This window comes from Mycobacterium sp. IDUB_28 (genome assembly GCF_055419285.1).
Genome location: NZ_JBVAXK010000001.1, coordinates 269,985 through 281,332 on the forward strand (window position 1 = coordinate 269,985; position 11,348 = coordinate 281,332).

Genomic DNA, 11,348 nt, shown 5'->3' on the forward strand with positions numbered 1-11,348 from the left:
GCGCAGCGGGCTGAGAAGGAGGCGCGCAATCAGACCCCGCGTGGCGACGATGCAGCCCGCGCAGCGGGCTGAGAAGGAGGCGCGCAATCAGACCCCGCGTGGCGACGATGCAGCCCGCGCAGCGGGCTGAGAAGGAGGCGCGCAATCAGACCCCGCGTGGCGACGATGCAGCCCGCGCAGCGGGCTGAGAAGAAGGCGCGCAATCAATCCCGCCGGACGATGCAGCCGTTCATGAGCAGCGCGGGCCGGCAATTGAGTGTGAAGACACGGATTTCAGAGTGAGCTGAGGGCGCTACTTTCGCGATTCTGCCGCACAGCGCTCACACTCAACGCCGTCGGCTCACACTCAACGCCGTCGGCTCACACTCAAGGCCGTCAGCTCACACCCAACGCCGTCGGCTCGCCCGGTGACCGAACCGGGGTCACCACCACGACTGGCGGATCGCGTCCAGCAGGATCGGCGCCACCTCGCTGCGGCACATCAGCAGATCCGGCAGGTAGGGGTCCAGCTGGTTGTACAGCAACGGCGAGCCGTCCAGACGCGAGGCGTGCATCCCGGCGGCCAGCACCACACCGGCCGGCGCGGCCGAATCCCACTCCCACTGCCCGCCAGCGTGCACGTAGGCGTCGGCCACCCCGTCGATGACCGCCATTGCCTTGGCGCCCGCCGACCCGATCCGCACCAGCTCGATGTCGATGAGCTGACGCATGCGGTAGAGGATGGCCGGCGGGCGGGTGGCGCTCGCAGCGATGCGGATGACGTCGGGAACGCCGACGGGCGCGGCATCCGCGGTGACGGTGTCCGTGCGGTACACGATGTTGCCGCGCGCCGGCAGCGACACCGCGGCGTCGGTGATTTGATGCCTGCCATTGGACGGGCGTTGCCACAGCGCGATGTGCACCGCCCAGTCGTCGCGGCCCCGCATGGAGAACTCGCGGGTGCCGTCCAGCGGGTCGATGATCCACACCCGGTCGGATTTCAGCCGGACCAGGTCGTCGTGAGCTTCCTCACTGAGCACTGCGTCCTCGGGCCGCGCAACCGCAAGGCGACGCAAGATCAGGGAGTTCGCCCGGCGGTCACCGGCATCGCCCAGCTCCCAGGGGTAGTCGAAACCGACCTCGTCGCGCACCTTGAGCAGCAGCTTTCCCGCGTCGACGGCCAGCTCCGCGGCCAGCGCGGCGTCCGTCAGGTCGCTCGCGGCCGGGTTCACCGCCCCAGTATCGCCGGTCAGAACGCCGGCCACGGAATCGGGCGGTGCCGGTTCGGGCTGGGCATCACCGGATCGTCCAGCAACGCGTGCGCGCGGCGGGTCAGCGCCGCGATCTCTGCGGTGGTGATCCGGCCCCGCAGCTCGGCGGCCAGCGGGCCGCGCAGCGCGTCGACCAGCCCGGCGACCGCTTCCAGCGTCGGTTCGTCGATCGGCTTGCCGGCCCACCCCCACAGCACGGTGCGCAGCTTGTCCTGCACGTGCAGGCTCACGCCGTGGTCGACCCCGTAGACGTTGTCGTCCAGTCCGTGCAGGACGTGGCCGCCCTTGCGGTCGGCGTTGTTGACCAGGATGTCGAAGACCGCCATCCGCCGCAGTCGCGCGTCGTCTGCGTGCATCAGCACCACCTCGTCACCGGCATAGTCGTAGGCCCGCAGCACCGGCAGGTAACCGGGCTCCGGTTTGCCGGTGGGAAACAGATCCACCAGGTCGGGGCCGGGCCGCGGATCGGAGTCGGCGGCATCGCCGGGCTGCTGCACCCACAGCTGCAGCATGCCGGGACCGGCGGGCCCGTCGCGAATGATGGTGTGCGGCACAATGTTCCACCCCAGCGCCTGCGATACCAGATAGGCCCCGAGTTCGCGGCCGGCCAACGTGCCGTCGGGAAAGTCCCACAGGGGTTGCTCCCCGGCGACCGGCTTGTAGACGCAGTGCACGGCCACCGAACCCAGCGCTGCCTCGCAGAGGAAGGTGGCGTTGCTCGCCGAGCGTATCCGGCCGAGGACTGTCAGTTCGCCGTCCCGCAGCGCCTCGCGTTCGTCAGACCTCGGGTTCATCGGTGGACCCGAAGAGCGCGTCGCGCCGGTAGCCGTTGGTGCGTGCGCAGATGTGTCCCTCGGGATCCAGCGGTTCATCGCACAACGGGCACGGCGGACGGCCGGCCGAGATGACGCGGTTGGACCGGGTCGCGAACTGGCGGGCCGACTCCGGGGTCAGAAACACCCGCACCGCATCGGGACCTTCGTCGGTGTCGTCGAGCACCACTGAAGCGTCGAACTCTGCATCAGTGACAGCCAGCAGCTCGACCACCACGGTCTGCGCCTCGGAATCCCAGCCCAGCCCCATCGTCCCGACCCGGAATTCGGCGTCCACCGGCATGGTCAATGGGCTCAGGTCGTCGACCTCGGTGGGTTCGGGGGGCACCGGCGTGCCGAAGCGCCGATTGACCTCGAGCAGCAGCGCGCCGATCCGTTCAGCCAGCACCGCGACCTGCTGTTTTTCCAGCACCACCGACACCACTCGGGAGTCGTGCTCCGCCTGGATGTAGAAGGTGCGGTTTCCGGGCTGCCCGACGGTCCCGGCCACGAAGCGGTCGGGTGTACGGAATACGTGAATTGCGCGGGCCATGGCTCTTCCAAAATACCGTGCAGGTGATGTCGCTGTGCGACTCGTATTCCCAGGGCGCGCCCCGCTAACCGGTGGAGCCGCCCACCACGGCGTCGCTGGAAGCCACTTCGCCGTCCGACGCCTCCGCGGGCTTTTCCTCCGGCTGAGCTGGAGGCGCCGCGTGCAGGCCGGCCGACAGCCGCGCCCCGGTGTGATTGACGTGCAACACAAACGGGCGCAGCGGCGAGTAGCGCACCACGCTCACCGACGCCGGATCAGCGTTGACGCGCTGGAAGCTGTCCAGGTGCATCCCGTAGGCGTCGGCGATCACCGCTTTGATGACGTCGCCATGGGTGCAGGCCACCCACAGCGCGTCACCGCCGTGCTGCTCGCCGAGGCGGCGGTCGTGCTCCCGGATGGCAGCCACCGCGCGAGCCTGGACCTGTGCCAGGCCTTCCCCGCCCGGAAACACCGCCGCGCTGGGATGGGCCTGCACCACCCGCCACAGCGGCTCGCTGACCAGCTCGCCGATCTTGCGGCCGGTCCATTCGCCGTAGTCGACTTCGGCGATCCGGTCCTCGACCAGCGGCTCCAGACACAGCGCCTCAGCCAGCGGCTCCACGGTGCGACGGCACCGCAGCAGCGGCGAAGTCACCACCGCTTGGATCGACAGATCACCGATCCGATCGACCAGCCCGGCGGCCTGCTGGCGTCCCTTGTCGTCAAGGTCGACGCCCTCGGAGCGGCCGGCCAGGGTCCCCGCTGTGTTCGACGTGGACCGGCCGTGACGCACCAGCAGCACGGTCATGTCGCCGCGACCGTCCCGGTCGCCAGCAGGATCAGCACTGCGCCACCGACCAGCACCCGATACCCGACGAACCAGTACATGTTGTGCCGCACCAGAAAACGCAGGAACCACGACACCGCGGCCAGGCCGATCCCGAACGCGATCAGGGTCGATGCCAGCAGCTGTGGGCCGGTGGCGCTCATCCCTTCGGTGATCGGGTGGAAAGCGTCGGGCAGCGAGAACAGGCCGGAGGCGAGCACCGCCGGGATGGCCAGCAGGAAACCGAAGCGGGCGGCCAGTTCGCGTTCCAGCCCCAGGAACAACCCGGCGCTGATGGTCGCCCCGGAGCGCGACACTCCCGGTACCAGCGCCAGGCACTGCGCGCCGCCCACGATGACGGCGTCACGCCAGTTCAGATGTTCCATGTCGCGTCGTTGCCGGCCCAGATATTCGGCCAGCGCGATCACCCCCGAGAACACCACCAGCGCCGCGGCCACCACCCACAGATTGCGCACGCCGGACCGGATCAGATCTTTGAACAGCAGGCCCAGCACGCAGATCGGAATGGTGCCGATGATGACGTACCAGCCCAGCCGGTAGTCGGCGTCGCGCTGAGACTTCACGATCAGCCCGTTGCACCACGAACGCAGGATGCGCACGATGTCGCGCCCGAAGTAGAGCAGAACCGCGGCCTCGGTCCCCAGTTGGCTGACCGCGGTGAACGACGCACCGGCGTCCCCGCTGAAGAACACCCGCGACACGATCGCCAGATGCCCCGAGGACGAGACCGGCAGAAACTCCGTCAGTCCCTGCACCACGGAAAGGACGACGACTTGTCCCCAGGACATGGGCACGACGGCGGACACGACGACGACCGTACCTGGTTGAGGGTGGAGCTTGCGGAGACCGGTTCAGCGCGCGACGGGTACCGCGTGGGCGACGGAGTCGCGTACCGCGGCGGCTAGGCTGCGTTCATCGGTGAGGTCGATGTCGCGGACGCTGCGCACAGCGCGCGCCACCACGTCTTCATCCTGCGGAACGGGTCCCGAGAGGCGGGGCCGGTAGATTTCAACGACGAGCGCATGGTGCTCGATGTGGAAGGAGAAGCTGCGGCCATCCCCGACCTGTCCATACCCGCTGGCGAAGATTCCAGCGCTGATGTCCTCGAAAACAAACTCATGGTTTGCAATATGCCGGTCAACGATGACGGTCATACGGGCAGAATACCCCCGCCGTACCGTTTCACACCGCCAAAATGACGGAATTGAGCGCGGTGCCGTTCCTTCGACAAGCCAGGGTTGCCGCCGACGTCGCGGGAGTGGTCGGTTGAGGTCACCGAATCGGTGCGCGGTGGCGCTGCTGACGCTGCTGATGCTGGTGGCTGGGTGTTCGTCGGATGGGCTGACGGCCGCGCCACCCACCATCCAACCCGCCGGTCCCGCGGTGGCACCGCCCGCTGCGAATCCGGCCGGCACGGTGCGACCACTCGGGGGGCACCCGCAACGCGCCGTATTCGACGCCGGCACCCGCCAGTTGGTGGTCCTGTCCCCCGGCCCCGACCCGGCCGCACCCGCCAGCATCGCCCTGATCGGCGCGCAGGCCGCACCGCGCGAGATCCCACTGCCCGGACCCGCGACCGCGTTGGCCGGCGACGGGCGCGGGACGGCCTACCTGGCGACCTCGGGCGGTTACCTGACCGTCGACCTGGCGCGCGGCACCAGCACCGCGGTGCGCGTCGCCGAGCGGGTGGATTTCACCGCGATCGCGCGGCGTGCCGACGGCAGGCTGGTGTTGGGCAGCGCCGACGGCGCGGTATACACGCTCGACGGCGACGTACTCCCAACAAACATCGCCAACCGCACCAAGATCTTCGCGCGCGTCGATGCGCTTGCGACACAAGGCGATACGACCGTTGTGCTGGACTGCGGGCAGACCTCGGTGACGTCGATCGGCGCCGACGGCCGCGCCGAGCAGGCGCTGCGGGCCGGGGAGGGGGCGACGACGCTCACCGTCGACCCGGCGGGCCGGGTGCTGGTCGCCGACACCCGCGGCGGCCTGCTGCTGGTGTACGGCGTGAACCCGCTGATCCTGCGTCAGGCGTTCCCGGTGCGCCGGGCGCCCTACGGTCTGGTCGGGTCCAACACCTTGGCGTGGGTGTCCCAGACGGCGTCCAACGAGGTCGTTGGTTACGATCTGAGCACCGGAATCCCCGTGGAAAAGGTGCGTTACCCAACCGTGCAGCAACCGAACTCGCTGGCCTTCGACGAGGCGTCGGACACCTTGTATGTGGTGTCCGCGTCCGGTGCGGGAGTTCAGGTCATCGAGCACGCGGCGGGCCGGCAGTGACGGCGCCGCGGTGGAGCCGACTGCCCGCCGGGTGGGAAGCGGATATGTCCGACGAGTACGAGTGGGCCCCGCTGCGGCTGCCGCCGGATGTCACCCGGCTCAGCGCGTCCACCCGGCTGTCGATCGAGGCGGAGTACCGCGGCTGGGAGCTGACCCGGGTGCGGCTCTACACCGATGGCAGCAGGCGGGTGTTGTTGCGGCGCAAGAAGATTCGTGTAACCGAACCGTCGGAACCGTGAGCGTGTACGGTCTGCTGCGTGGCGTGCTGTTCCAGGTGCCGGCCGAACGCGTGCACACCTTGGTCTTTGCTGCGCTGCGCGGTGCCACCGCCGGCGGGCCGGCCCGCCGCGCGCTGAGCCGGAGACTGGCCCCGACGGATCCGATCCTGGCCAGCACCGTGTTCGGGGTGCGTTTTCCGGCGCCCCTGGGGTTGGCGGCCGGCTTCGATAAGGACGGGACCGGCCTGTCAGTCTGGGGCGCAATGGGTTTCGGGTACGCCGAGATCGGCACCGTCACCGCCCACGCGCAGCCCGGCAATCCGACTCCGCGGTTGTTCCGGCTGCCCGAGGATCGCGCCCTGCTCAACCGGATGGGCTTCAACAACCACGGCGCCGGCGCGCTGGCCGCGCGGCTGGCCCAGTGGGTGCCCGAGGTGCCGCTCGGGGTAAACATCGGCAAGACCAAGACCGCCGCCGACGCGGTGGAAGACTACCGGGCCAGCGCCCGGCTGTTGGCGCCGCTGGCGTCGTATCTGGTGGTCAACGTCAGTTCGCCGAACACACCGGGCCTGCGTGATCTGCAGGCGGTGGAGTCCCTGCGGCCGGTGCTCTCGGCCGTGCTGGCCGAAGCCCCCACGACGCCGGTGCTGGTCAAGATCGCTCCCGACCTCGCCGATGCCGAAATCGACGACATCGCCGATCTGGCCGTGGAGTTGGGTCTGGCGGGCATCGTGGCCACCAACACCACTGTGTCGCGGCACGGCCTGCGTACGCCCGGCGTCGACGAGTTGGGCCCCGGCGGCATCTCCGGCCCGCCGGTGGCGCGACGCGCTGTGGCGGTGCTGCGCCGACTGTATGCGCGTGTCGGGGATCGGTTGGCGCTGATCAGCGTGGGCGGCATCGAGACCGCTGACGACGCCTGGGAGCGCATCGTGTCCGGAGCCTCGCTGCTGCAGGGTTACACCGGCTTCGTCTACGGAGGAGGCCTGTGGGCCAAGCACATTCACGACGGCCTCGCCCAGCGGTTGCGCGACGGTGGCTTCCGCGGGCTGGGTGACGCCGTCGGATCCGCGGTCGGCAGAGAGACACCGCCGGGTTAGCTCAACTGGTCGGCGATGAAATCGGCGGTGCGCGAGTGCCATTCGCGCCAATGCCGGATCATGTGGTGGCCGACCCCCTCGATGCCCACCCACTGGGCGTCCACCCCGCGCTGCCGGGCGCGCTGCGTCTGCGCACGGGAGATCTGCGGGTCGGTGCGAGTATCCGCGCTGCCGTGCACCACCAGCAGTCGCGTACCGACCGGGATCAGATCGCCCTTGTCGCCATGCCACCACGGCGCCAAGGCCACCACCGCATCGATGCCACCCTCAGCGGCCAGGTGCGCCGCGACCCGCCCGCCCATCGAATGTCCAACCAGCACAACCTTTTCCGGCTCGCAGCGGGCGCGGAGCAGACGGAGCACGGTCCGGGCGTCACCTACCGGATCCTGGCGTGGGCTGTTCCACCCCCGCAGCCGGTAGCGCACCAGAACCACTTTGACACCGCGTCCGAGCCGACGCCGCAAGGCGTAGACGAGGAAAGCCATCCGCAACCCGGCCGGCTGCCACCACCGAAACGTTTGCTCGCTGCGGACCTGCCCACCCGGCAGCACCAGCACGCAGCCGCGCATCGAGCGTGCCCGGCGCCTACTTCTGCTCGTAGGTCGCGTGGATCACGGCCCGGGCGATCGCGTGCTGGAAGAGGTTGAAACCCAGGTAGGCGGGGCTGGCGTCTTCGTCGAGTTCGAGTTTGTCGACATCCACCGCGTGTACGGCGACGTAGTAGCGGTGCGGCCCGTGCCCGGGCGGTGGGGCCGCGCCGATGTAGCGTCGCTGCCCGGCATCGTTGAGCAGCGTCAGCGCGCCGCCCGGCAGGTTGTTGCCGTCGCCGGCGCCGGCCGGAAGTTCGGTGACGTCGACCGGCAGGTTGGCCACCGCCCAGTGCCAGAATCCGGAGGCGGTGGGCGCATCCGGGTCGTAGACGGTGACCGCGAAGCTGCGCGTCTCCGCCGGGAAGTCCGACCAGCTCAGTTGCGGGCTCACGTCCTCACCGCCGGCGCCCATGATTCCGCTGACCTGAGCGTTGGCCAGCGATTCTCCGTCGGTGATCGACTCCGAGGTCAGGGTGAACGACGGCAGGTCGGGCAACGCGTCATAGGGATTGGGCACAGTCATGAACAGTCCTTTCGTGTGATCAGCAGTGCGTGAGGAAGTGCGCCAGCACCTGGGTGCCGAACCGCAGCGCTTCGATGGGTACCCGCTCGTCGATGCCGTGGAACAGCGACGAGAAGTCCAACTCCGGCGGCAGCCGCAGCGGACTGAACCCGAAGCAACGAATTCCCAAGCGCGCGAACGCTTTTGCATCGGTACCGCCGGAGAGCATGTAGGGCACCGTCCGCCCGTCCGGGTCGACGGCAAGCACCGCGGCGTTCATCGCGTCGACCAGGTCGCCGTCGAAAGTGGTCTCGTAAGAGTCCAGGCTGCGGATCCATTCTCGGGTCACGTCGGGCCCGATCAGCGCGTCCACCTCTGCTTCGAAGGCCGCCTGCCGTCCCGGCAGCACGCGGCAGTCCACCACCGCCTCCGCGGTCGCAGGCACCACATTGGCCTTGTACCCGGCCTTGAGCATGGTCGGGTTGGCGGTGTCGTGCAGCACCGCTTTGAGCATGCGGGCCATCGGGCCCAGCTTGTCGATGACCCCGTCGAGATCGGGCGAGGTGACGTCGAGGACCAGTCCGGTCTCCTCGCCGACCGCGGCGAGGAACTCCGCGACCGTGGGGGTGATGACCAGCGGGAACTGGTGGCGACCCAATCGGGCGACCGCCTCGGCCAACACGGTGACCGCATTGTGGTCGTGCACCATCGACCCGTGCCCGGGGCGGCCCTGCGCGGTCAGCCGCATCCAGGAGATGCCCTTCTCGGCGGTCTCGATCAGGTACAGGCGGCGCTCCCCGCCGTCGCGGCGCGGCACGGTCAGCGAGAAGCCGCCGACCTCGCCGATCGCCTCGGTCACCCCGGCGAACAGGTCGGGGCGGTTGTCCACCAGCCACTGTCCCCCGTACTTGCCGCCGTTCTCCTCGTCCGCGAGGAATGCGAACACCAGGTCGCGCGGCGGGACGATGCCGGTCCGGCGCAGATGGCGGGCCAGCACCAACGTCATGCCCACCATGTCTTTCATGTCGACCGCGCCGCGGCCCCAAACGTAGCCGCCCTCGATGGCGCCGGAGAACGGATGCACACTCCACTCGGCGGGTTCGGCGGGCACCACGTCGAGGTGCCCGTGGATCATCAGCGCCCCCCGGGACGGATCGGCCCCCGGCAGCCGGGCGAACACGTTGGCGCGACCCGGCGCTCCGGACTCGACGTATTCGGTCCGGTAGCCGACCTCGGCCAGTTGCCCGGCTATCCACTGGGCACACTGCTCCTCGCCCTTGGTGGTCGCCAGATCGCCGGTGTTGGTGGTGTCGAACCGGATCAGCGTGCTGACCACCTCAGCCACGTCGTCGACGAAAACCTGGTCAGCGGGAAGGGTCACAGTCTCCTTTCCTACCACTCCGCAGCGCGCTCCCGCCGCCCGTGCTGGGCCGATTGGGTCGTGGCGGACCGATCCGATAGCCTTAGCTGCCAACTCTTGCGGTTGGTTATGTCCGAGTGGCGGAATGGCAGACGCGCTAGCTTGAGGTGCTAGTGCCCTACTAATGGGCGTGGGGGTTCAAGTCCCCCCTCGGACACGTCCGGCGACACGACTTAAGTCGGCAGTCGCCGTGACTCGCTGAAGATGCGGGTCGTAGTCGAGGCGCAGGCCCAGGCTTGCGTATACCTGAGCGCGTTCCGCCCCGGTTGCCTCACCAAGCACTGCTGACAGCCCGCCCAATTCCTCAACCAACTCGCTGATTTGTGCGGCAGTCATGACGCGAGGTCGCTCCGCTTGCTCAAGACGGACCTTCAGCTCGTCGCGCTCGGCGGTGCGGCGGCGCAATGCAACAGTCAAATCCTCAACGGCCACACCAGACTCCACGGCGGTAACCAGAGCAGCAACCTTCGCATTCGCCTCGCTGAGCTGGCGCCGCAAGGCCGCGTAGCCAGCCCCTGCTACCGGGTCCGCGTCTTGCCCGCGTGCCAAGTCGGCCGGATCGGCCAGGGTGGCGATCCATTCGTCAAGTCGCGCAGTCACCTCATCTTCACGGAGGTAGACGGTGCGCGGGTGATCACTCAGGTCCGCGGGTACCGAACGCGACTTACCGAGCTCACAACGGTAGAGGATGCGTGTTGTTCGCTTCCCGGCGCGGGCAGCGCCCTGCATCCGCCGTCCACATGCGGCACAGAACAGCAGCCCACGCAGTGCATATGGCACTGTTGACTCTCTGCTGCAAACAAGACCGGGACCCCGCCGCGCCTGCATCCGAAGACGAACAGCCTGCGCTAGTTCGTCACGGATCAGCGCTTCATGCGTGCGGCGTTCTGGTGCGATCCAGTCGGCCTCATCACGCCACCGCATACGAGTCTCATACCCCGCAGCGACATCATCGGGGTTGACCAGAACCTCGTATTTCTCCTGCTTGCCCCAAACACGGATACCGCGGTACGCCGGGTTGTCGAGTATCGCGCGGATCGCCGAATGGGACCATCCTCGTGGGTCACGATGCCGATTCCGTGCCGGGTCGTACTGGCTCGGTGACGGTACACCATCGTCGGTGAGCCGTTGCGCGATATAGCGCAGGCCCGCTCCGTCGGCGTACATGCGGTAGATCCGCTCGACGACCGAAGATGTCGCGGGGTCGGGTTCGAGGCGGTGAAGCCGCTGCCCAAGATTGGCCTTGGCAGGGTTTGGATGCGGGCCGGCATCGACGAGCCGGTAACCGTAGGGTGGTCGACCACCGAGATATCTGGCGGTGTCGTGCGCGAGTGCTGACATCGCCGTACGGACGCGCATCTGGATTCGAGCGCGCTCTCCCTTGCTCATGCCGCCGAACAGAGTCATCACCAGGTCGTGTGCCTCGGAGCCGGGATCGACCGCTCCGCCGACCTCGGGTACCCACAGGCCAACTCCGTAGTGCGTGAGGACAGGGAAGGTGAGCGCAAACTGCGGCCCGTAGAACGCACGGGCGGGTTCCCCAATCACTACGGCATCAAAGCTACGGTCCCGACAAGCGACATCAGCAAGCAGACGTGACGCCTCTGGCCTGCGCTTCCACGGCAGTGAACGGCTCTGTCCCACATCGAAGTAGTCGGCGGCGATGAATCCGCCGTGCGGAGTGATCAGGTCCATGGCACGCCGCTTCTGCCAGCTGCGGCTCGCCTCCGGGTCTTGAGCGTCCTCCGTGCTCACTCGGCCATAGAAGGCGAACCTCAGGCTCACGCCACT

At 68.5% G+C, this 11,348-nt stretch carries 13 protein-coding genes and 1 tRNA gene; 4 read left to right on the plus strand and 10 right to left on the minus strand.

The window, feature by feature from the left end; all coding sequences use genetic code 11:
* Positions 1-422 precede the first annotated feature (422 nt).
* The 6 genes from ACZYZ9_RS01260 to ACZYZ9_RS01285 all read right to left on the minus strand — a co-directional run bounded on the left by ACZYZ9_RS01260 (position 423) and on the right by ACZYZ9_RS01285 (position 4,595).
* The gene (locus ACZYZ9_RS01260; RefSeq protein WP_463824428.1) at positions 423-1,211 is read right to left on the minus strand and encodes a 3'(2'),5'-bisphosphate nucleotidase CysQ; all 789 of its coding nucleotides are present in this window, start codon (positions 1,209-1,211) and stop codon (positions 423-425) included.
* A gap of 17 nt (positions 1,212-1,228) precedes the next feature.
* Complete coding sequence (locus ACZYZ9_RS01265) at positions 1,229-2,044, minus strand: SCO1664 family protein (protein ID WP_463824429.1); 816 nt, start codon at positions 2,042-2,044, stop codon at positions 1,229-1,231.
* Entirely contained in the window at positions 2,028-2,615 is a 588-nt protein-coding gene (locus tag ACZYZ9_RS01270) for a DUF3090 domain-containing protein (protein WP_463824430.1), read from the minus strand. Before ACZYZ9_RS01270 ends, ACZYZ9_RS01265 begins: the two co-directional genes overlap by 17 nt.
* A gap of 64 nt (positions 2,616-2,679) precedes the next feature.
* Positions 2,680-3,402: a histidine phosphatase family protein gene (locus ACZYZ9_RS01275; RefSeq protein WP_463824431.1), complete on the minus strand. Its 723-nt coding sequence runs from the start codon at positions 3,400-3,402 to the stop codon at positions 2,680-2,682.
* Positions 3,399-4,229, minus strand: a complete 831-nt coding sequence (locus ACZYZ9_RS01280) for an undecaprenyl-diphosphate phosphatase (protein WP_463824909.1) — start codon at positions 4,227-4,229, stop codon at positions 3,399-3,401. The genes ACZYZ9_RS01275 and ACZYZ9_RS01280 overlap by 4 nt, the downstream gene beginning before the upstream one ends.
* A gap of 63 nt (positions 4,230-4,292) precedes the next feature.
* On the minus strand, positions 4,293-4,595 hold the full coding sequence (locus ACZYZ9_RS01285; RefSeq protein ID WP_463824432.1) for a hypothetical protein: 303 nt from the start codon (positions 4,593-4,595) through the stop codon (positions 4,293-4,295).
* A gap of 157 nt (positions 4,596-4,752) precedes the next feature.
* Here ACZYZ9_RS01285 and ACZYZ9_RS01290 point away from each other — a divergent pair, with 157 nt between their 5' ends.
* The 3 genes from ACZYZ9_RS01290 to ACZYZ9_RS01300 are packed head-to-tail and all read left to right on the plus strand — an operon-like array spanning position 4,753 to position 7,045.
* On the plus strand, positions 4,753-5,727 hold the full coding sequence (locus tag ACZYZ9_RS01290) for a YncE family protein (RefSeq protein WP_463824910.1): 975 nt from the start codon (positions 4,753-4,755) through the stop codon (positions 5,725-5,727).
* Entirely contained in the window at positions 5,724-5,966 is a 243-nt protein-coding gene (locus tag ACZYZ9_RS01295; RefSeq protein WP_463824433.1) for a DUF5703 family protein, read from the plus strand. Before ACZYZ9_RS01290 ends, ACZYZ9_RS01295 begins: the two co-directional genes overlap by 4 nt.
* A 2-nt stretch (positions 5,967-5,968) precedes the next feature.
* Complete coding sequence (locus tag ACZYZ9_RS01300) at positions 5,969-7,045, plus strand: quinone-dependent dihydroorotate dehydrogenase (protein WP_463824911.1); 1,077 nt, start codon at positions 5,969-5,971, stop codon at positions 7,043-7,045.
* Here the strand turns inward: ACZYZ9_RS01300 and ACZYZ9_RS01305 are convergent.
* From ACZYZ9_RS01305 to ACZYZ9_RS01315, 3 genes are read right to left on the minus strand one after another with little or no spacing between them, the layout of a single operon-like run.
* Entirely contained in the window at positions 7,042-7,602 is a 561-nt protein-coding gene (locus tag ACZYZ9_RS01305) for an alpha/beta hydrolase (RefSeq protein WP_463824434.1), read from the minus strand. The genes ACZYZ9_RS01300 and ACZYZ9_RS01305 overlap by 4 nt on opposite strands.
* A 28-nt stretch (positions 7,603-7,630) precedes the next feature.
* Positions 7,631-8,158, minus strand: a complete 528-nt coding sequence (locus ACZYZ9_RS01310) for a YbhB/YbcL family Raf kinase inhibitor-like protein (protein WP_463824435.1) — start codon at positions 8,156-8,158, stop codon at positions 7,631-7,633.
* Positions 8,159-8,177: 19 nt separating this feature from the next.
* On the minus strand, positions 8,178-9,518 hold the full coding sequence (locus ACZYZ9_RS01315; protein ID WP_463824436.1) for a M20/M25/M40 family metallo-hydrolase: 1,341 nt from the start codon (positions 9,516-9,518) through the stop codon (positions 8,178-8,180).
* Positions 9,519-9,628: 110 nt separating this feature from the next.
* On the opposite strand from ACZYZ9_RS01315, the gene ACZYZ9_RS01320 reads away from it, so the two are divergent.
* Positions 9,629-9,714: transfer RNA gene (locus tag ACZYZ9_RS01320), tRNA-Leu, on the plus strand.
* Here the strand turns inward: ACZYZ9_RS01320 and ACZYZ9_RS01325 are convergent.
* Positions 9,696-11,342, minus strand: a complete 1,647-nt coding sequence (locus tag ACZYZ9_RS01325) for a recombinase family protein (protein ID WP_012394803.1) — start codon at positions 11,340-11,342, stop codon at positions 9,696-9,698. The two genes, ACZYZ9_RS01320 and ACZYZ9_RS01325, sit on opposite strands and share 19 nt — an antisense overlap.
* Between the last annotated feature and the right edge of the window lie 6 nt (positions 11,343-11,348).

Coding starts and splice junctions, on each gene's coding strand:
- ACZYZ9_RS01265 (WP_463824429.1), bottom strand. CDS start 2,044: ATGAACCCGAGGTCTGACGAACGCGAGGCGCTGCGGGACGGCGAACTG.
- ACZYZ9_RS01290 (WP_463824910.1), top strand. CDS start 4,753: ATGCTGGTGGCTGGGTGTTCGTCGGATGGGCTGACGGCCGCGCCACCC.
- ACZYZ9_RS01280 (WP_463824909.1), bottom strand. CDS start 4,229: ATGTCCTGGGGACAAGTCGTCGTCCTTTCCGTGGTGCAGGGACTGACG.
- ACZYZ9_RS01275 (WP_463824431.1), bottom strand. CDS start 3,402: ATGACCGTGCTGCTGGTGCGTCACGGCCGGTCCACGTCGAACACAGCG.
- ACZYZ9_RS01270 (WP_463824430.1), bottom strand. CDS start 2,615: ATGGCCCGCGCAATTCACGTATTCCGTACACCCGACCGCTTCGTGGCC.
- ACZYZ9_RS01310 (WP_463824435.1), bottom strand. CDS start 8,158: ATGACTGTGCCCAATCCCTATGACGCGTTGCCCGACCTGCCGTCGTTC.
- ACZYZ9_RS01285 (WP_463824432.1), bottom strand. CDS start 4,595: ATGACCGTCATCGTTGACCGGCATATTGCAAACCATGAGTTTGTTTTC.